The organism is Clostridium pasteurianum DSM 525 = ATCC 6013, from assembly GCF_000807255.1.
GTDB classification, from domain to species: Bacteria; Bacillota; Clostridia; order Clostridiales; family Clostridiaceae; genus Clostridium_I; species Clostridium_I pasteurianum.
Genome location: NZ_CP009268.1, coordinates 1503149 through 1524708 on the forward strand (window position 1 = coordinate 1503149; position 21560 = coordinate 1524708).

20 protein-coding genes are annotated in these 21560 nt (G+C 30.9%); 16 read left to right on the top strand and 4 right to left on the bottom strand.

Annotation, left to right across the window (positions count from 1 at the left end):
- The 7 genes from CLPA_RS06835 (at position 1) to anfO (CLPA_RS06865) (ending at position 6015) form a co-directional block, all read left to right on the top strand.
- Positions 1-615, top strand: a complete 615-nt coding sequence (locus CLPA_RS06835) for an anthranilate synthase component II (RefSeq protein WP_003447907.1) — start codon at positions 1-3, stop codon at positions 613-615.
- On the top strand, positions 584-1597 hold the full coding sequence (gene trpD / locus CLPA_RS06840) for an anthranilate phosphoribosyltransferase (RefSeq protein ID WP_003447906.1): 1014 nt from the start codon (positions 584-586) through the stop codon (positions 1595-1597). The genes CLPA_RS06835 and trpD overlap by 32 nt, the downstream gene beginning before the upstream one ends.
- A 4-nt stretch (positions 1598-1601) precedes the next feature.
- On the top strand, positions 1602-2381 hold the full coding sequence (gene trpC, locus CLPA_RS06845) for an indole-3-glycerol phosphate synthase TrpC (protein WP_003447903.1): 780 nt from the start codon (positions 1602-1604) through the stop codon (positions 2379-2381).
- Between the two features lie 60 nt (positions 2382-2441).
- Positions 2442-3161 carry a phosphoribosylanthranilate isomerase gene (locus tag CLPA_RS06850; protein ID WP_003447902.1) on the top strand — a complete coding sequence of 240 codons (720 nt, stop codon included), beginning with the start codon at positions 2442-2444 and terminating at the stop codon, positions 3159-3161.
- Positions 3158-4333, top strand: coding sequence for a tryptophan synthase subunit beta (gene trpB / locus CLPA_RS06855; protein ID WP_003447899.1), 1176 nt, complete (start codon positions 3158-3160; stop codon positions 4331-4333). The genes CLPA_RS06850 and trpB overlap by 4 nt, the downstream gene beginning before the upstream one ends.
- The gene (trpA, locus tag CLPA_RS06860; RefSeq protein WP_003447897.1) at positions 4333-5124 is read left to right on the top strand and encodes a tryptophan synthase subunit alpha; all 792 of its coding nucleotides are present in this window, start codon (positions 4333-4335) and stop codon (positions 5122-5124) included. The genes trpB and trpA overlap by 1 nt, the downstream gene beginning before the upstream one ends.
- Before the next feature lie 243 nt (positions 5125-5367).
- Positions 5368-6015, top strand: a complete 648-nt coding sequence (gene anfO / locus CLPA_RS06865) for a Fe-only nitrogenase accessory protein AnfO (protein WP_003447895.1) — start codon at positions 5368-5370, stop codon at positions 6013-6015.
- 49 nt (positions 6016-6064) lie between these two features.
- On the opposite strand, the gene CLPA_RS06870 is transcribed toward anfO (CLPA_RS06865), so the two are convergent.
- Complete coding sequence (locus tag CLPA_RS06870) at positions 6065-7126, bottom strand: ABC transporter substrate-binding protein (protein WP_003447892.1); 1062 nt, start codon at positions 7124-7126, stop codon at positions 6065-6067.
- Positions 7127-7668: 542 nt separating this feature from the next.
- Here CLPA_RS06870 and anfO (CLPA_RS06875) point away from each other — a divergent pair.
- Positions 7669-8325: a Fe-only nitrogenase accessory protein AnfO gene (gene anfO, locus CLPA_RS06875; RefSeq protein ID WP_003447891.1), complete on the top strand. Its 657-nt coding sequence runs from the start codon at positions 7669-7671 to the stop codon at positions 8323-8325.
- Positions 8326-8393: 68 nt separating this feature from the next.
- On the opposite strand, the gene CLPA_RS06880 is transcribed toward anfO (CLPA_RS06875), so the two are convergent.
- Both CLPA_RS06880 and CLPA_RS06885 read right to left on the bottom strand, forming a co-directional pair.
- The gene (locus CLPA_RS06880) at positions 8394-8702 is read right to left on the bottom strand and encodes a 2Fe-2S ferredoxin (RefSeq protein ID WP_003447890.1); all 309 of its coding nucleotides are present in this window, start codon (positions 8700-8702) and stop codon (positions 8394-8396) included.
- Positions 8703-8901: 199 nt separating this feature from the next.
- A complete protein-coding gene (locus tag CLPA_RS06885) occupies positions 8902-9882 on the bottom strand; it encodes a helix-turn-helix transcriptional regulator (protein ID WP_003447889.1) in 981 nt (326 codons plus the stop codon).
- A 1291-nt stretch (positions 9883-11173) separates the two neighbouring features.
- On the opposite strand from CLPA_RS06885, the gene nifH reads away from it, so the two are divergent.
- The 8 genes from nifH (at position 11174) to CLPA_RS06925 (ending at position 20333) form a co-directional block, all read left to right on the top strand.
- A complete protein-coding gene (gene nifH / locus CLPA_RS06890; RefSeq protein WP_003447888.1) occupies positions 11174-11995 on the top strand; it encodes a nitrogenase iron protein in 822 nt (273 codons plus the stop codon).
- Between the two features lie 137 nt (positions 11996-12132).
- Complete coding sequence (vnfD, locus tag CLPA_RS06895) at positions 12133-13548, top strand: nitrogenase vanadium-iron protein, alpha chain (protein WP_003447887.1); 1416 nt, start codon at positions 12133-12135, stop codon at positions 13546-13548.
- A 4-nt stretch (positions 13549-13552) separates the two neighbouring features.
- Positions 13553-13897, top strand: coding sequence for a Fe-only/vanadium nitrogenase subunit delta (locus CLPA_RS06900; RefSeq protein WP_003447886.1), 345 nt, complete (start codon positions 13553-13555; stop codon positions 13895-13897).
- A gap of 269 nt (positions 13898-14166) precedes the next feature.
- Positions 14167-15552 (top strand): nitrogenase component 1, encoded by a 1386-nt coding sequence (locus tag CLPA_RS06905; RefSeq protein ID WP_003447885.1) that lies wholly within the window; start codon positions 14167-14169, stop codon positions 15550-15552.
- A 143-nt stretch (positions 15553-15695) separates the two neighbouring features.
- Complete coding sequence (locus CLPA_RS06910) at positions 15696-17228, top strand: nitrogenase component 1 (RefSeq protein ID WP_003447883.1); 1533 nt, start codon at positions 15696-15698, stop codon at positions 17226-17228.
- On the top strand, positions 17213-18553 hold the full coding sequence (locus CLPA_RS06915; RefSeq protein ID WP_003447882.1) for a nitrogenase component 1: 1341 nt from the start codon (positions 17213-17215) through the stop codon (positions 18551-18553). The genes CLPA_RS06910 and CLPA_RS06915 overlap by 16 nt, the downstream gene beginning before the upstream one ends.
- Positions 18554-18872: 319 nt before the next feature.
- On the top strand, positions 18873-19955 hold the full coding sequence (locus CLPA_RS06920) for a FecCD family ABC transporter permease (RefSeq protein WP_003447881.1): 1083 nt from the start codon (positions 18873-18875) through the stop codon (positions 19953-19955).
- Between the two features lie 57 nt (positions 19956-20012).
- Positions 20013-20333 carry a (2Fe-2S) ferredoxin domain-containing protein gene (locus tag CLPA_RS06925; RefSeq protein WP_003447880.1) on the top strand — a complete coding sequence of 107 codons (321 nt, stop codon included), beginning with the start codon at positions 20013-20015 and terminating at the stop codon, positions 20331-20333.
- Between the two features lie 35 nt (positions 20334-20368).
- On the opposite strand, the gene CLPA_RS06930 is transcribed toward CLPA_RS06925, so the two are convergent.
- Positions 20369-21340, bottom strand: a complete 972-nt coding sequence (locus CLPA_RS06930) for a helix-turn-helix transcriptional regulator (protein WP_003447879.1) — start codon at positions 21338-21340, stop codon at positions 20369-20371.
- Between the last annotated feature and the right edge of the window lie 220 nt (positions 21341-21560).

The window sequence follows — 21560 nt, forward strand, 5'->3', positions numbered from 1 at the left end:
ATGATACTTATAATAGATAATTATGATTCCTTTACTTATAATTTATATCAATATATCGGAGAAATATTAGCACCTAAAGGGTGCGAAATTAAGGTTGTAAGAAATGATAAAATTAAAGTTGAAGATATAGAGAATATGGATTTAGAGGGAATAATACTTTCACCTGGACCTGGTACTCCGGAAAAGGCAGGGATTTGTGTAGATGTAATAAAAAAGTATGGCGGTAAAATACCGATTTTAGGTATTTGTCTTGGGCATCAAGCCATAGGTTATGCTTATGGAGGAAATATAGTTAGAGCAGAAAACATAAAGCATGGTAAAACTTCTGATATAAAACACAATGGTGAAGGAATGTTTAAGGGAATAAATAATCCACTTAAGGTTATGCGTTATCATTCATTGGTAGTTGATAAGAATACTTTTCCAAAAGAGCTGACCATTACAGCAGAGAGTTTGGATGACGGAGTTGTTATGGCGCTTAAACACAATAAATATGATATATATGGATTGCAATTTCATCCAGAATCAATAATTACAGAACAAGGGAAAATTATGATTAAGAATTTTGTGGAGGGGATATGTAATGTTAAAGGAAGCAATAAAGAAGATAAGTAATAAAGAGAATTTAAATGAGGAGGAAGCTTATTCTTCTGTAAATGAAATCATGAAGGGGGAAGCACTTCCATCACAAATAGGGGCATTTTTAGTAGGGCTTAGAATGAAGGGAGAAACTGTTGAAGAAATAACTGGATCTGCAAGAGCTATGAGAGATAATGCTTCTATTGTTAAATTAGAGTCTGAATATGTTATAGACACCTGCGGAACTGGTGGAGATGGAAGCAAAACCTTTAATATATCCACAGCAGTGGCAATAATTGCAGCAGCAGCAGGAGTTAAGGTGGCTAAGCACGGTAATAGAGCAGTTTCCAGCAGCAGCGGCAGTGCAGATGTGCTTCAGGAATTGGGTATTAACATAGACATAGAACCTGAAAAGGCAAAAAAATTAATTGATGAAAAGGGAATGGCATTTTTATTTGCTCAGAAATATCATTCAGCCATGAAGAATGTGGGACCTGTAAGAAAAGAACTTGGAATACGAACTGTGTTTAATATACTGGGACCACTTACAAATCCAGCCTTTGTAAAAGGTCAGGTATTGGGCGTTTATAGTAAAGAATTAACTCATACTCTTGCAGAGGTACTTTTAAAATTAGGTAGTGAAAAGGCTATGGTAGTCCATGGCGGAGACGGATTAGATGAAATTACAACTACTACAACTACTTATGTAAGTGAGATCAGAGAAGGTAAAGTCATAGATTATGAAATTGAACCTGAAAAGCTTGGTATACCATTAGCAAAGGTGGAAGATATTAAGGGGTCTTCAGCTAAAGAGAATGCTGGTATAATAATAGATATATTAAAAGGAAAAAGAGGACCTAAAAGAGATATAGTAGTTTTAAATACTGCTGCAGCACTGTATGTAGGAAAAATTGCAGAAACCCTGGAACAAGGTATAAAACTCACTGAAGATATTATCGATTCGGGTAAAGCTTATGAAAAATTAAATGAACTTGTAGAGTACAGTAAAGAGGTGTAAGAATATGATTTTAGATGATATTGTTGCTTACAAAATAAAACAGATAGAAGAAGAGAAAAGAGAAATGCCTCTTAAGGAATTTGAAAATAAAATCCAAGACATAGTTACTAGAGATTTTAAAGCTGCGCTAAATAAACCTGGAATTAATATAATATCAGAAATAAAAAAAGCATCTCCTTCTAAGGGAATAATAAAGCCGGACTTTGATCCTGTAGCTATAGCAAAGGTCTATGAACAGATAAGTATAGATGCTATATCTGTACTTACAGAAAAGAAATTTTTTATGGGCAGCGATGAATATATAGCACAGGTTAAAGGGGTTACCTCAAAGCCTGTACTTCGTAAGGATTTTATAGTAGACGAGTATCAGATATTTCAGGCAAAAAAAATAGGGGCAGATGCCGTACTTCTTATAGTTGCAGTACTTGGTAAAAAATTAAAAAGCTTTTATAAGATAGCTAAGGAGCTTGGACTTAATTGCCTTATAGAGGTTCACAGCATAGAAGAGTTGGAAATAGCTTTAGAGGCTGAAGGAGAAATTATAGGAATTAACAATAGAGATTTGAGAGATTTTACAGTAGATTTAAAAACTACTGAAAAGTTTATGAAATATATTCCCAAGGAAATAACTATCGTTTCTGAGAGTGGAATTAAAACTCCAGAGGATATATTGTATTTAAAATCCATTGGAGTAAATGCAGTACTTATTGGTGAAACCTTTATGAGAAATATAGAGGATATCCAGGCTGTTCAAGATTTTATACTTAAGGCTAAGGGAAAATAATTCACTAAGGATGTAATTTTTTCCAAATTGCGAACTGGTAATATAGAAATGGGGGCTTTTATGACTAAGATAAAAATATGTGGGCTTAAAAGATTAGAGGATATAGAATATGTGAATGAACTTCTTCCAGACTACGTAGGTTTTGTATTTGCTAAAAGTAAGAGACAAGTTACTATGGAAAAGGCTAAAGAACTTATTGGCAAATTAAATAAAAATATAAAAACCGTAGGGGTTTTTGTGGATGAAGATATCAAAAAAGTAAAAGAGATAGCTGAAAATCTAAAACTAGATGTGCTTCAATTTCATGGCAAGGAAGATGAAGAATACTTTTCTTCTCTAAAAGAATTTGAGCTTTGGAAGTCCGTATCTATAAAAGTGGATTTAACTCAGCCTAAAACTGCTACACAGGAGAAAAATGGTGATTTACTGGATGCTCATAAAATTAATCATGAAAACAGTAATGATTTTTACAATCTAAAGGAATGCCAAAAGGACTTAGATAAATTAAACAAATATAACATTGAAGCAGTATTGTTAGACAGCAGTGTTAAAGGTGTGCAGGGAGGAACTGGCATTAGTTTTGATTGGCGGGTTATCTCTAAGCTAAATATTAATAAAAATCTTATATTGGCCGGTGGATTAAATCCTAATAATGTATGTGAGGCAGTGGATATAGTGAAGCCCTTTGCTGTTGATGTATCTAGTGGCGTAGAAACAGAGGGAGTAAAGGATTTTAATAAAATAAAAACATTTATAGAGAAAGTGAGGAATATTAAATGATAGGAAGATTTGGAAAATTTGGAGGTCAATACGCACCAGAAACTATAATGAATGCAATTATAGAAGTAGAAGAGGAATATGATAAGGCAAAGAAGGATGAAAATTTCATAAAGGAATTTAAATACTATTTAAAGGATTATGTAGGAAGACAATCCCCCCTTTACTATGCTGAAAACTTAACTAAAAAATTAGGTGGAGCTAAAATTTATCTTAAAAGAGAAGATCTTAATCATACAGGAGCTCACAAAATAAATAATGCTTTGGGGCAGGTACTGCTTGCAAAGAGAATGGGCAAAAAGAGAATTATTGCTGAAACAGGAGCAGGACAGCATGGTGTTGCAACAGCTACTATAGCTGCTATGTTTGGAATGGAATGTGAAATATTTATGGGTCAAGAAGATATTGAAAGACAGGCACTTAATGTGTTTAAAATGAAAATACTGGGAGCAAAGGTTACTTCAGTTACTTCCGGTACAGCAACTCTTAAGGATGCAGTAAATGAAGCTTTTAGAAATTGGGTTACTAACATAGAAGATACTTTTTATGTTATAGGAACAGTTATGGGACCACATCCATATCCAACTATGGTAAGAGATTTTCAAAGGGTTATTGGAGATGAAGCTAAAGAGCAGATACTAGAAAAAGAAGGAAGACTGCCAGATTACATTGTTGCATGTATTGGTGGCGGAAGTAATGCTATGGGAATATTCTATCCATTTGCAGAAGATAAAGAAGTTAAGCTTATAGGTGTAGAAGCGGCAGGAAAGGGAATTGATACAGAAGAGCATGCAGCAAGTATAACAAAAGGTTCTGTTGGCGTTATCCACGGAATGATGACTTATGTACTTCAAGATGAAGATGGTCAAATACTTCCTGCTTATTCAATTTCAGCTGGACTTGATTATCCTGGTGTAGGACCAGAACATGCATATTTTAATGATATAGGAAGAGCAAAATATGTATCAGCAAATGATAAAGAAGCTGTAGATGCTTTTATGGAAGTATCTAAGATAGAAGGGATAATTCCAGCATTAGAAAGCTCTCATGCATTAGCTTATGCTATGAAGCTTGCACCTACACTTGATAAAGATAAGGTAATGATTGTCAATGTATCTGGTAGAGGAGATAAAGATATCAATACTATAGCTAAGGTAATGGGGGTTGAACTATAATGAATAGAATTGAAGCTAAATTTCAGGAATTAAAAGAAAAAAATGAAAAGGCAATGATTCCCTTTGTAACTGCTGGTGATCCGGATTTGAATACAACTATTGATTTAGTATATGCTATGGAAAAAGCGGGAGCAGATATTATTGAATTAGGTGTACCATACTCTGATCCAATAGCAGATGGACCTACAATACAGGCCTCTTCTCAAAGATCTCTTGCAAATAGGACAACTATTGCTAAAATAATGGATACAGTAAAGACAATACGTTTAAAGACTGAAGTGCCTCTAGTATATTTAGTATATTATAATTCAGTATTTAAATATGGTATTGAAAAGTTTATAAAAGAGTGCAGCGAATCTGGAATAGATGGAGTTATAATACCAGATTTACCTATAGAAGAAAGAAAAGATATTTTAGCTATAAGCGATAACTACAATGTTTGTCTTATTCCTTTAATAGCTCCAACTTCTAAGGAAAGAATAAAAAACATAGTTAAAAATGCCAGTGGATTTATATATTGTGTTTCTACTAATGGGGTTACAGGCGTTAGAAATGAAATAAAGACAAACTTGGATGAATATATGAGTATTGTATCTCAATATGCAGAGATACCTAAGGCTTTAGGGTTTGGTATTTCCAGCTCAAAAATGGCAAAGGAACTAAAAGGCTACTGTGATGGAATTATAATTGGGAGTGCTATTGTAAAAAAGGTAGATGAATCAAAGGATAAAGATGAAGCAATTAAAAATGTTGAGGAATTTGTAAGGGAAGTAAAAAGTGTACTTAAATAAAAATTAATAGGTTTATAATAGACTATATTAATAGCTAATTTATATAGATCTTATATAGTAGTTTAAGTGATCTTTATTACAACTATTGAGGAATTACAATATAAATTATATTAATTTGTGATTTTTAATTACAAATATTAAAAAAGATGATATAATAAAACATAAAAATTATGAATTTCGTAATTTTTATGTTTTATTGTTTTTTAACAAGACATAAAAATTATAACGATAGGAGATGGATAAATGAATACTAAAATAGGTGTTTTAGTAGGTAAAGATAATGAAACTACCTCTATATACGAATCTGGTATTGTAATGGTGTATATGAAAGAAGATGAATGGAAGGTAGTAAATGAAGTTATCTTTAACATGAATACAGAACAGGGAATACCAGCTATGCATAGAAGGGTAGAGGAACTTATACAGAGTTTAGAAGATTGCAAAGTTTTCATTGGAAAGAGAGTGGAAGGAATTCCCTATACTGTATTGAAAAAATCGGGATTCACTATAGCAGAAGCGGAAGGGAAACCTAGTGAATTTTTAGATGAATTCTTAGAGATTTTTGAAGAGAAAAAGAAGAAAAAGGAAGAAGAAGAAGCTAAAAGAAAGAACATATTAAATTTAGAACCTGTAGAACTGAGTAAACCAGGAAGCTATTTTATGGATTTAAAAAAGCTGCAAGAAGAGAATCCTAGTATCAGTTCAAAAAAAGTACTGCTTCCATTTTTGAATAATAAAACTTTTTATGATCTTAAAGTTTTATGCAGCCATATACCGCCTTGGTTTCAAAATGAATTGGAAAGTTTAAATATGAAGATGGATGCAAGTAAAACAGGTGATGACATCTTTGAAGTAATCATAAGCCATAAAGTTTGTAATGAGTGTAAATAAAAAAGATTAAATAACAAAAACAGTCGGATTTAAAATCCGACTGTTTTTGTTATTTAGCAGGCGGTTGTGCATTTAAAATCCTTTGTGCATCTTCATCAGTAAGATTATATTTAAGAAATTGTTTATAGAAATTTGTTGTTTCTTTTACCATATCTATATTTTTAAATTTATCAGGTTGTATAGTTTTTGCAGCCCATTGAACTTGAAGTGTTTCTTCTGTACCGTATCTATTCCATAGAAAGGCTCCATCTGGATTTAAGAATACTTTACCATTTTTTACAGCGGTAACATCTTTTAGTCTTTCATCCTTTGTAATTTTATCTATAGATTTAATATTTTCGCTTACAATAATAATATCTGGATTCCATTTAAGAATTTGTTCCATAGAAACAGTTTGTCTGTTGCCTTTAATATCTTTTGCTACATTTATACCACCGGCAACTTCGATCCAATCATTTATGATTGTGCTATTGCCATCTGCTTTAAAGGGATCAGCACTAGAAAGATGCAGAACTTTAGGTTTTTGATCTTCAGGTATTTTTGTTGTAACAGCTTTAAGCATATTTAATTTGCTATCTAAATAGGAATTATAATTCTTAGCTTTTTCTACAGCATCTCCTCCCAAGATGTCACCTGTTAATGTAAAACATTTCTTCATGGATTCAAAATCTGTAAAGGAAAGCTGTACTACTGGCAGACCCATTTTAGTAAGTTTGTCCACATTAGGATCGCCAGAGGGAATGAATACTATATCGGGTTTCTTACTTACCAATTCTTCTACATTTAAACTTGTTAACACACTGAAAACAGCTTTATCTAAAGTTGGAATTACTTTAAATAACCAAGGTCTTGATTGAGGAGTAAATGTAGTGGATATAATTTTATCACCAACTCCAAGAGTTTGTAAAACTTCAATATGTGCTCCCCATAATTCGGCAATATTATCTATTTTAGATGGTATTTCAACTTGCTTTCCTGCTGAGTCGGTAATAGTTTTGGGTTTTTCAGATTCTGCTTTTGCAGAATTTTCTGAGTTACCGCTTTTACAAGCTGTTAGTAAAATAGTTAATAAAGATATAATTAATATAATACTAATAAATTTTTTTGCCATTTAAATCATCCTTTCATAGAACTTCTTAAGTTATATAATTCCAAGATATATGTATAATTTTAATAGAAGTTTAAAATTAGTTCAGGTACAATAAATTGATGCATTAACTGGTATTTAACTTATCATCAATATATTTATTCATTTTTTCTCCTTTCTAATATTGTTTTTTAAACAAAATAATTCAATTTAATATAAAATGTACAATAATTTATAAAAAATGATAAGTTATATAATGTTATGTATGATTATATGCTTTTGCATATGTAAAGTCAATAAAAAAACTTCTTTTTATTGATAAATTAGCAATAAAAATAAATATAATTTAATAAATAAACAAATAATATATTGCAATATAAATGGTGTTATAATATAATTTATATTAAATTGTATTGATATGTTTGCTTGATTTAATTTTTGTTATAGAATATATGAAAAATTTAATGTAATAATATTATCAATTATTTGATAGTGCTAATGAATTTTTTATAAATATTTTATAAAAATTTATAGAGAATATTATAAAAATTTAGGAGATGGTAATTATGTTTAATGAAGTAGCTGTGCTAGTAGGAAAAGATGGAAATACAGGTAGTGTATATGATTCTGGAATGATAGTTATATATGAAAAAAAAGAAGAAGGTTGGAGAGTTAAAAGCAAAACTATTTTTAATCTGAGTACATCTAATGGAATGGGGGCTGTCCGTGAGAAAATGTTAATGATTACGGAGGATTTGGGGGATTGCAGTATTTTTTTAGGAAAAAGGGTAGATGGAATTCCCTATAGTGTTTTAAAAAAATCGGGTTTTGTTATTGCAGAAGCTGATGGAAATCCAGAAGAATTTTTAGATGAATTAATGGAAATGATTATAGAAAGTAAAGAAAAAGAAGCTAAGAGAAGGAAAGCACAGGATACAGTAATAGAACCTATAGCTTTGGAAAAACAAGGAGAGTATTTTATAAATCTTGAAAGAGTACAAAATAATAATCCTGGTATCAGTTCAAAAAAAATATTGCAGCCTTTTCTTAAAAATAAACCTTTCAGGGAATTAAAGATTGTTTGTAATCATATTCCCAAGTGGATTGAAAATGAATTGATGACTTTAGGTATGAAGTTTGAAGTTAAAAAGTTGACTGAAGGGGAATTTGAAGTTAAAGTATACAATCAATTTAATGATGAAAAAACTTTAGTTAATAGATAGAAAGAAAATAATAAAAACACTATGTGTTTAATCCACATAGTGTTTTTATTATTTATTATATGTATCTACTAAATTTGAAGTCTTTTAACAACTTCTCCGTTTTCGATATGAGACTCTACAATCTCTTCAACATCATCAGCAGTTACATTACCATACCAGACTCCTTCGGGATATACAACAACTATAGGGCCTTGACTGCATATACCAAAGCAACCTGTATTATTTACCATTACTTCACTAGATAAATCTCTGCTGTCTAACTCTTCCATGAATGTTTCTACAATTTCAACGGAATTTTTGGAGTAACAAAAACCTTGCTGCTTTCCATTAAGTCTACAACTAGTACAAACGAATATGTGGTGTTTTGGGTTTACCATAAGAACTCTCCTTTTAATTGTTAATAAATTTTTATCAAAACTAAATGAAAATATGAAATTAACATTTAGTAAGATTTATTTATAATTTTTTAAATTGATTTTATTTAATCAATTTAATTTTTAAGTTAATAATATTATAACATATTAGTAGCGTTATTAACAATATTAATTGAAATTTTATGATAATATGATATATACTTTATAATTCTGTCACTATCTTTCCGGTTTCTGAAAGATCATATCCACCTAAACCTTCTAACTCCATCTTGAAGTTATTGGAATTTATGATATCCATAAGAACTTTAAAAAAAGGTTTGTTCATATCTTCTTTTTTTATAACTAATTCATACCTTTCCTTTTGCAGTGGGATGAAATCAATATTTTTTACTTGAAGTCCCATTTTTTCACTTCCTATAGCAAGATCCGCTCCACCTCTGGCTACGGTGCTGGCTACCGCAAGGTGTGAAAAACATTCTCTTGAATATCCATCTATAGAATAAGGGTCGATTCCCAATAAGCGAATGTGCTCATCCAGAAGAATTCTAGTTCCGCAACCTCTTTCTCTATTGATAATGGAAATATCGGATCTTTTTAGATCTTCCCAGCTTTTTATATCTTTTGGATTTCCTTTTGCTACATAAAATCCTTGCATTCTGCAGGCTAAATGTACTATTATTGTGGGTATGCCGGGGAGCATCCTTCTGACAAAAGGTATATTGTATTCTCCGGAATCTCCATCCCAAAGGTGAACAGTTGAAACTTGGATCTTTCCAAGATATAGAGCGAATAAACTGTTATAGCAGCCTGTATAGGATCTTAGAATACGTGAACCGTGAAGGTTGTATTCTAAATAACGAGATAAAATATCCAATAGTACATCTTGACCGCAAATTACGAAATCTCTGACCGAAGTCGGTTCATATAGAGGTGGAGAAAGAGTTTCAAAGGATAATGGATTATTATTATCTGAAAAATTATCATTAATGTTATTAGATTGAGTCAATTGAGGATTTTTTGATCTATTTTTATATGCTTCAACATCTTTAAAATCAATTCTAAGTTTTTTTCCAACTTTATAGCCGTTTAATTCTCCTCTTTTTATTAGTTCGTACACTGTATTTTTGGCTATTTTTAATATATCAGCTACTTCCTGAGGAGTTAATGCTGTATCTTGTAACATATTAGTGCTCCTTTCATAAGGTATTAACTAAATTAACTAAAAAATTTAAACCTTTTAGTTGCATATTCGAAGTGATTTAGTTAATATTTAATTGGGTTTGTAAATATTGTGAAGTTTAAATTATAACCAACTTATTGTGATTAGTAATAAAAATAATTAAAAAATCATAAATATTAAGATAATTGTAATATAAAATAATTCAAAATACAATGACATTGATAAAACATTAGAGATGATATTCCTAATATCAATTAAAAAATACAATGCGTAGAATGTAATATATATTTTGTATTAAATGTAAAAAAGAGAGTAAAAGTAATATTACAAAATATACTTTTACTCTTAAGTTATAGGAATGATTGAGATTAATAATCTATTTATTAATGCAAAATTGCATAATAAGTTTATTAAATGAAGTTTTTAAAACTTAAATAAATATAAAGTGTTATAAATAATTATAACTTAATTTAAATTTATTATATAACATAACGTTACATTAGTCAATATAAAACTATAAAAGTGAAGTTAATTATATTGAATAAAGTGTATTTTAGTTTATAACTTAGAAGCAATTAAATAATATATTTTAAAATGTGATTTAACAGTATAATAAACTAGTAATTTCTATATAAATAAACATAGGGAATTGTAAATATATATAACATGGTATATATGCTTGCTTGATGCAACACAACATCATATAACGTTAAGAAACATAATTGTATAGAACTTATATATATAATAAGGAAGGAAATTTTTTTACAAACCATATTGTAAACGATTAATCAGCGCATATCATATATATGATTAAATATTGATAATTTTAAATTTGCTATATACTATATTTGAAAAAATATGGATTTATATCTTCAATTGTGTATCTATGGTCAAGCATTTATTATTGTGCTTGATTTTTTGTTGTTAAAAATCACAAAATATTTTTAATAAATATTATCTTTAATGAGTATCACTATATATTCTATATAAATATAAAATTAAATTTAAACATAATCTAAGGGTATTTGTATCATATTATATTAAAATGTATATTTATAATTTTAAAATTTTAAATGTATTATAATATTAATATACCATGTAAATGTTAACAATTTATATTTTAATATTTTTTTGAAGAAAATATAAATAAATTAATAAAAAAAGCTTAAAAATTATTGACATGTATTAAAAATTAAAATATAATCAAACAAAAGAGCACAGAAATTACTAAATTGGAACTAAACTTTCCAGAGAGTAATAAAATGTGCCAAACAAATTTAGGAGGAATGATTGAATGAGACAGGTAGCTATTTATGGAAAAGGTGGAATAGGTAAATCAACTACAACACAAAATCTTACAGCAGGTCTTGCAACTAGAGGAAAACAAGTAATGGTAGTTGGTTGTGACCCTAAAGCTGATTCAACAAGACTATTACTTGGAGGTCTTGCACAGAAATCAGTTCTTGATACATTAAGAGAAGAAGGAGAAGATGTAGAATTAGACTCTATATTAAAAGATGGATTTGGAAAAATCAGATGCGTTGAATCCGGTGGTCCAGAACCAGGAGTAGGATGTGCAGGAAGAGGAATAATCACTTCAATAAACATGCTTGAACAATTAGGAGCTTATACAGACGATTTAGACTATGTATTCTACGATGTACTTGGAGACGTTGTTTGTGGTGGATTCGCAATGCCAATCAGAGAAGGAAAAGCTCAGGAAATATATATAGTAGCAAGTGGAGAAATGATGGCACTATATGCTGCTAATAACATATCAAAAGGTATCCAAAAATATGCTAAGAGCGGTGGAGTTAGACTTGGTGGTATCATCTGTAACAGTAGAAAAGTTGCAAATGAATATGAATTACTTGATGCTTTCGCAAAAGAACTAGGAAGTCAATTAATACATTTCGTACCAAGAAGCCCGATGGTTACAAAAGCAGAAATCAACAAGAAGACTGTTATAGACTTCGATCCTGAATGTGAACAAGCTGATGAATACAGAGAATTAGCTAGAAAGATAGATGAAAATCAAATGTTCGTTATACCAAAGCCAATGACTCAAGACAGACTTGAAGAAATATTAATGGAATATGGTTTAATGGATCTATAGGATTTATTTGTTATAAATATTAGCAGTATATTAAATAAAGTATATTTATATAATTTAACCAATATTAGATTAGAGATATATAGAATAAAAATAATTAATTCATAAATATTATTAAAAATGAAAATGGAGGTATGAAGATGCCATTAAAATTGTTTAAATGTGATGAAACTATACCGGAAAGAGAAAGACACGTTTATATAAAAGAGGACGGAGAAGACTTAACTCAGTATCTACCTGCATCTAATGTTACTACTATACCAGGAACTTTGTCAGAAAGAGGCTGTAGTTATTGTGGTGCTAAACTAGTTATCGGTGGTGTTCTTAAAGATACTATTCAATTAGTTCACGGACCTATAGGTTGTACTTATAATACTTGGCATACAAAAAGATATCCAAGTGACAACAACAACTTCCAATTAAAATATGGCTGGTCCACAGATATGAAAGAGGGAAATGTTGTTTTCGGTGGAATGAAAAAATTAAAACAAGCTATAAATGAAGCTTTTGACGCATTCCCAGAAGTAAAGAGAATGATGGTTTATGTAACATGTGCTACTGCGTTAATAGGTGATGATATAAAGTCAGTTATTAAAGAAGTTGAAGAAGAACGTGAAGATGTAGATTTATTCGCTGTACAGTGTCCAGGATTTGCAGGTGTAAGTCAATCTATGGGACATCATGTATTCAATATAGATTGGATGAAGGAAAAAGTAGGAACTTATGAACCTGAAATAAAGAGTGAATATACTGTTAATATCATTGGTGACTATAATATCCAAGGTGATACATTCGTTATGAATGACTACTTAGAGAGAATGGGAATACAGGTAATAGCTCACTTTACAGGAAATGGAACTTATGATGCGTTAAGAGGTATGCATAGAGCTAAATTAAATCTTACAAACTGTGCTAGATCTGCAGGATATATAGCTAATGAGCTTAAGAAAAAGTATGGAATTCCAAGACTTGATGTTGATACTTGGGGTTATGACTATGCAAAAGAAGGGTTAAGGAAATTGGGTACATACTTTGGTATAGAAGATAAAGCTGAGCAAGTAATTGCAGAAGAAGATGCTAAATGGGGTGCAAAGATGAAGTGGTACAAAGAAAGATTAGCTGGTAAAAAGCTTTGCATCTGGACTGGTGGTCCTAGATTATGGCACTGGACTAAAGCTTTAGAAGATGATCTAGGTATGGAAGTTGTTGCTATGTCATCTAAGTTTGGTCATCAGGAAGACTTTGAAAAAGTTATTTCAAGAGGAAGAAAAGGTACTATCTATATTGATGATGGAAATGAATTGGAATTCTTTGAAGTATTAGATATGGTTAAGCCTGATGTTGTTCTTACAGGACCTAGAGTTGGTGAAATGGTTAAAAAATTGCACATACCTTATATAAATGGACATGGATATCATAATGGACCATACATGGGATTTGAAGGATCTGTAAACATGGCTAGAGATATGTATAATGCTATAAATTCTCCACTTTGGGGCTTAGCTGGAAAAGATATCAGAGAATCAGCTAAAGAAGCTATTACACAGGGGGTATAGTCTTATGGAAAAGAAAGTTGATGAAATACTTGAATTTATTATGGAAAGATGCTTATGGCAATTTCATTCAAGAGAATGGGATAGAACAGAAAATATAAATGGAGTTTTTGGAATGCTCCCTAAATTATTTGCGGGAGAAAAAATAGCTGTTAAAGACTTAGAACCTAAAGATAAGGGTCATTATGCAGATGCAAAAATTCTTTCAGATCAATTGTTAGAAAAATTCTCTTATTTAAAAGATATGAGTGCAAGTGAAAAAGATGAATTGTTAGACGGAGTTAAAGCAAAACTTGTTGATGTTTCAATAACAAAATGTAGAAATGAGGAATTGAGAGTCCCATTCTATTAAATTAAATTCTATATAAGGCACATTCAAATAAATAACTAGTCAGTATGCTGGTATATTTTGAATCCTACTGCGTCAACAGAACTCTTAGATAGCTCATCACTATCTGCGGAACCTGTTTCCTTGTATGATTCAAAATATCCGCCGCATCTTTGACTTATTATTTATTTTCATATGCCTAAGCTGCGGATATACATAGCTTATGTGATCTACTATGCAGCTTATATATCTAAAAAGGCTAAATTTTTCTAAAATATTCGAGAGGTGATAAAATGTCTGTTTCAATAGTAAAAAGAGAACGTACAGGTGTAATAAATCCTATTTTCAACTGCCAGCCTTGTGGGGCTCAATATGCAAGTATAGGAGTTAAAGATTGTATAGCATTAGTTCATGGAGGACAAGGTTGTTGTACTTTCGTAAGACTTATGTTTGCTCAGCACTATAAAGAAAATTTTGATATTGCTTCTTCTTCACTACATGAAGATGCAGCAGTTTTTGGTGGAGTTCAGAGAATCGAAGATGGTGTAGAAACACTTATAAATAGATATCCTGATTTAAAAGTTTTACCTATAATTACTACTTGTTCCACGGAAACTATAGGTGATGATATTGAAGGTACTATAAGAAAAATAAAAATGGCTTGGAAAAAGAAACATCCAGATTGTGAAGTTAAGTTAATTCCAATGCATACTCCTAGTTATACTGGAAGTCAGGTTAGTGGTTATGATGTAGGTGTTCTATCATTTGTAACTGAGCTTGCTAAGAAAACTAAACCTAATAATAAATTAAATATATTTACTGGATGGATAAATCCGGGAGATGTAACAGAAATAAAGGGTATATTAGCTCAAATGGATGTTGAAGGCAATATATTAATGGATGTAGAAACTTTCGATGCTCCAATTATGCCTGATAAATCTGCTCTTGCTTATGGTAATACAACTATAGAAGATATAGCTGATAGTGCTAATTCTTTAGGATCTATAGCTGTTTGCAAATATGAAGGTGGAAGTGCTGCTACATTCTTAGAAGAAGAATTTGAGGTCCCTGCAGTACTTGATGCAATGCCTGTTGGAATAGCAAATACTGATAAGTTCATTGAAAACATAAGTAAGCTTACTGGTAAAGAAGTACCTGAATCACTAGTTGCTGAACGTGGAAGAGCCATAGATGCGATGGCTGATCTTGCTCATATGTTCTTTGCAAATAAGAAAGTTGCTATATATGGAGATCCTGATTTAGTAATGGGTCTTGCAGATTTCTGTATAGAATGTGAGTTAGAACCTGTATTACTTCTTTTAGGTGATGATAACAAGAAGTACGCTAAAGATCCTAGAATTACTGAGTTAGAAAAAAGAGCTAATTGTGATATAGAAGTTGTTTGCAATTCTGATTTGTGGGAATTAGAGAAAAGAATAAAGAATGAAGGTCTTAAATTAGATTTAATCATGGGACATTCAAAAGGAAGATATATTGCTGTAGATAATAATATTCCTATGGTTAGAGTGGGTTTCCCTACTTTCGACAGAGCAGGACTTTGGAAACATCCTTTAGTAGGTTATAAGGGTGCAGAATTCCTTGCAGAAACTATTGCAAATACTTTATTTACAGATATGGAGTATAAACACAACAAAGAATGGATACTAAACGTTTGGTAGTCCATGATCATAAGATAGTCTATAAGTTAATAAGTTAAAACTTTTGTATAGCCAAGTTTTTAAACAGAAACTTGGCTATACATATAAATTTTATAATTGTATGGTAAAAAATTAAAAATAAAATTTTTAAGGAGGTATATGTTATGGCTATTACAGCAGAAAATATAGAATTTCATGGAACACTCAGTGAATTATACCAGCTTGCTAAAGAGGGTAAAATTAAAACAAGTTTGCAGGGAAGTCATACAAGAGCTTGTAAATTTTGGACTGCAACTAAGATTTTAAGCGGTATCAAAAATGCTGTTATACTTACTCATGGACCTAGTGGATGTGCCTATGGGGTAAAACAAGCCTATAAACTCACAAATTGCCGTAATAGTGGAGCTGCTTATGAACCTATTATAAGTACCAACATAGGAGAAAAAAATGTAATCTATGGTGGAGAAAAAGAATTAATAGGTGCACTTAAGGAAGTAGATAAAAAATATAAACCAGATGTTATATTTGTTGCAACTAGTTGTGCCACAGGTATCATAGGTGATAATGTAGATGAAATTATGGATAATATGGAGCCTGAATTAAATGCAAAGTTAATGTCTATACATTGTGAAGGCTTTTCAGGGGAATATAGAAGTGGATTTGATTTAGTATTTAAGCAAATAGTTAAACTTATGGATAAACCTACTGAGGAGAGTAAAGCTGCTATGCTTGATACTGTTAATATTGTAGGCGGAAAAATGGGTGCTGAAAGAACAGAAGTAGATACTGATGTAAAGGAACTTGTTAGACTCATAAAGGGAATGGGTGCAAAAATAAATTCTGTTATTGCTGGAAATTGCACATTGGAAGAGATAAAAAAAGCTCCTAGTGTAGCTGTTAACTGTGGACTATGTCTTGATATTGGTTATGCTATTGGTAAGTCAATGGAAGAAGAGTATGGTACACCTATTAATTCTACAATACTTCCTTATGGTATTGCGGCTACAGAAAAATGGATTATGGGAGCAGCAAAGTACCTAAAAATGGAAGAGTCAGCTAAAGCTTTAATGGAAAGAGAATATGAAGCTATAAAAGAAGAATTTGAAGAAAGTAAAAAAGTATTAAAAGACAAAATTGCAATTGTAGAAGGTCATGATGCTGTAAAATCACTATCTATTGCACACATGTTAAAAAGTGATTTTGGAATGAGACCAATAATATTTAATTTCCATCCCTGGAGTACTGAAGCAAGACAAACTAGTATAGATTATCTATTGGAAACTGGTTTAGACCCTGAAATATTAATAACAAAAGGTACTCTTGCCTTTGGTAAATACGAATCCATGAAGCAGACCGAAGATGAGTTGTTAGATTTTCTTGGAGGAATTGATCCAAAATCTGTAGTATATTTTGGTTCATCCTTAAGTTTTCCAAACATTCCTTTAGTGGATTTAAATGCTATATTAAACAGACCAAGATTTGGATATAGAGGAGCATTAAAAGTAGCTAAGTGTATAAACACTGCATTAAAGTATTCTTTTAGACCTAGAAGTTCTGTGTTTAAGGAAATGGTATTTCCAAAAGAAGAGGCTGGCTTGGCTTCCGGGCAGGCTTTAACCCCTAAATTAAGTCAGGATTTACCTGATTGTACTGTATATGCTCATAAAAGGAGGAGAGGACAATGTATGATGAATTAACCTTTGAACAATGTAACCATAGTAAAGATCCGATTGTAAGTTGTGCTTTAGAGGGAGTTGCAGGTGTCATTGCAGGAATAAAAGACGCAAGTATAGTGATTCACTCACCTCAAGGATGTGCAGCAACAGTTAATGCAGCTTATGATACGCATGAAGTTGATTTTACAAGAAGAAAGATAGGATGTACTCGTCTTTTTGAATCAGATGTTATAATGGGAGCTTCTGATAAGCTAAAAAGGTTAATCAAAGAAGCAGACCAGACTTTTGGAAATAAGGTTATATTCGTAATTGGAACCTGTGCAGCAGATATTATAGGAGAGGATTTGGAAGGAATCTGTAGAGATATGGAATCAGAAGTTAATGCCAAGCTTATACCAATTATGGCTGGTGGATTTCGTGGAAATAGCTATGATGGATTAGATTTGGGCTTTAATTCATTATTACCTTTTATCAAGAAGTCAGATGTTAAAATTGAAAAAAGTGTAAATATTATTGCACCTCAAGGTAATATAAATCCTACTTGGTGGGCAGATTTAGATTGGGTAAAGGATATTTTAAATACTTTAGGTATTAAAGTTCAAACTGTATTGGCAAAGGATATATCTATTGATGATTTGGAAAAGGCAGGTATGGCATCAGCTAACATTATTTTAAGTCACGATGTAGGATATCAGTTTGCAGAAGAAATGAGAGAAACTCATGGAGTACCTCTGATACTAGATGATATACCTTTACCAGTAGGACTTAAAAATACTTCTAAATGGTTACGCAGACTCGGAGAATATTTTAGTGTTAGTGAGAAAGTTGAAGAAATAATAAAAAAAGGTGAGGAAAAAGTAATGACAATTCTTCGTAGAAGAGCTCTTATGATGATTCCTCGTTATCATAACTGTAGAATAGCATTATCCGCTGATGCTACAATGGGAATTGCTTTAGTTAGAATGGTATTTGAAGAATTAGAGATGATTCCAGAGATAATATTGATTAGATCTGATACTCCAGAGGGAAGAAAATTATTGGATCAGGAGTTAAAGGATCTTGGATTATCAAGTAAAGTAGCTTTTGGTATTGATGGATATCAAATAAAGGAAACTTTGAAAAACTCAGGAGTAGATGCAGTGCTTGGATCTGCCTGGGAAAAATATATGGCAGAAGAAGTTGGGGTTAAAATTGCATTTGATGTATTAACACCTACAAATATGGATGTTTATGTGGATAAAGCTTATTTTGGATATGATGGAATGTTGAATGTTTTAGAAGTAATAGCAAATGATTGGGAAAGAGCATACAGATCTAAAGAAATTGATTTAGAAGGATATGTATAATGTTTATGAAAAAAAATATTGCTCATGCTGCAGTGTGAGCAATATATTAAATAAAATATATTAAAATTATAACTTAAACCAACAATACAGTATCACATAGTTGTCTAATTGTCAACTAATGTATATTTATGTCTTTGCTGCGAATTGAAAATTGCAGCCTTTAATTTAAATTAAAGCTTTTTTGTTATTATAAATGTACATTTATAATAGTTATCTTAAGCTATTTATACATAATATATTAAAACTGTTAACATGTAAATTACTATAATTATATATAGATTTAACGTACAAAATAGATTTAAACTGGAAAGGTGATTTTATGAAAATTGTAAATAATAGTGTTAAAGTAGAAAAAGAATTAATATCTATTGCCAGTACAGAAAGTAAAACAACAAAAAATAAAAATCTTATTATAATTATATTAAGTATAATATCTTTATCTATTTTTTTATTGTCTTTTACTATTGGCAGATATGGGATACCCTTATCTCAATTATTTAATATTGTAATAGGAAAACTATTTAACCTGCCTGTTACTTGGTCTAAAACTGAGGAAATGGTATTATTTCAAATACGTGTTCCAAGAATTTTTGCTGCAGTATTGATAGGAACTGCTTTATCAGTATCTGGAGCTGCTTATCAGGGTTTATTCAAAAATCCTATGGTTTCACCAGATATTTTAGGAGCTTCCTCTGGAGCAGGAATGGGTGCGGTTATAGGACTACTATTATCTTTTAACAGCATAGCTGTACAAGCAATGGCGTTTATAATGGGAGTTATAGCGGTAATACTTACATATGCTATTAGTAACATTATCGGAAAAGATAAAGGATCAATTGTACTTTTGGTGTTAACAGGTGTAGTAGTTTCAAATATATTTTCAGCAATTATATCAATTACTAAGTACGTAGCAGATCCGGATAATAAGCTTCCAGCCATTACTTTTTGGCTTATGGGCGGTTTGTCATCTATTAGTAATAGCGACATTTTAATGTTTCTTATACCTTTTTCGATAGGCATTATTCCTATTATGGCAATAAGATGGAAAATAAACATACTATCTTTTGGAGATGAGGAAGCTAAATCTTTAGGAGTGGATACTAAGAAGATGAGAATAGTTACTATTATCTGTGCTACTATGCTTACTGCAGCCTCCGTAGCTATTGCAGGGATGATTTCATGGATTGGTCTTATAATTCCTCATATTGCACGTTTAATAGTTGGACCCAATTATAAAGTACTTTTACCTGTATCTATTATTGTAGGAAGCAGTTTTTTATTATTAGTGGATAATTTTGCACGTAATATGTTCCAAATGGAGATTCCTCTTGGAATACTAACTTCCATTATAGGAGCTCCGTTATTTTTGTATTTACTATTAAAAGGTAAAAAAGCCTGGTAATAGTGAGTTCGATTAATTATAAAGTATATGCATTTTAAAGGATGGGAGTATTTTGCAATGAGAAGAAAAATTAAATATCATATTCTAATTTGCAATGGTACTAAATGTAATAAAGTTCAACAGGGAGTGTGCTATAAAAAAGGTGCTGAAGATATAATTTCAAAATTTGATAAATTAATAGCTAAATATGGTATGGCAGATGAAGTATTAGTGTCAAGTTGTGGATGTTTTAGAAATGGCATAACTAATAAAGGACCTAATATGGTTATATATCCAGAGGGTATTTGGTATAGCGGAGTTACTGTGAATGATGTGGAAGAAATTGTGGAAGTTCATTTGAAAAAAGGTAATATAATAGAAAGACTCCTATCAGATTAAAAATATAATAACAGGACAATTTTTCAATTGTCCTGTTATGTTTCTGCTACAACTTTTCCCATTTCACTGACATCATATCCGCCTATGCCTGAAATTTCAATTTTAAATTCCTCTGAATTCAGAATATCTAAAATAGCTCTTGTAGTAGGATGATTTATATCTTCCTTTTTTATGACTAAATCATATTTTTCTTGTTGTATAGGTATAAAGTCAACACCTTGTACTTGAGAACATGCTTTTTCATTTCCTATACCTAGGTCGGCATTACCGCGGGCAATCACACTGGCAGTTGCTAAATGAGAGGTACATTCCTTATTGTAACCTTTTATATCTTTGCCTAAAATATTCATTAGGCGTAAATGTTCATCCAATAAAATTCGAGTTCCACTACCTTTCTCTCTATTTACAATAACTATGTCAGATCTTGAAAGATCATTCCAATCTTTTATTCCCTTTGGATTCCCCTTTGCAACATAGAATCCCTGCATTCTTCCAACAAAACGGACTATAACTGCAGATGTCCCAGGGAGCATTCTTTCAATATAAGGAACATTATATTCACCAGTTTTTCCATCCCAAATATGTGCTGTAGCTATTTGAACTTTTCCACAATATAATTCATATATACCATTATAACTGCCTTCATAGGATCTCAAAACTCGCATAGAACCATGAGGGTAGGAATCGAGATAACGGCATAAAATATCTAAAATTGTATCTTGACCAGATATAACAAAGCTATCCTCTAACACCTCTTCCTTTGGTGTCATTCCATCATATAAAGATGAAGAATTAATAACTACTGAATTACTAGGAACAAAAATATTAGATTTTATATTTTTGGTTTTATTTTTGTAGGCTTCTACATCCTTTAAGTCAACTCGAACTTTTTTACCTACTCTGTAAGAGTTTATTTCTTTTTTCTTAATTAAATCATATACGGTACTTTTTGAAATTTTTAATATATCCGCAACCTCTTGAGGAGTGAGAGCTGTATCCATATCCATATACCACATTTCCTTCCATGATTGATTTATATTTTTTAACATTAGTAATAGTTAATTAGTATAATGCTTAAAACTTTAATATTATTCATATTGTAAGTAATATTTATTATACACATTATAGATAAATAATATCATATAAATAATTATAAATATATTATGAATAAACTACAATAAGCTATAAATAAATTATATATCTTTATTTATATTGAATTTTTATCAT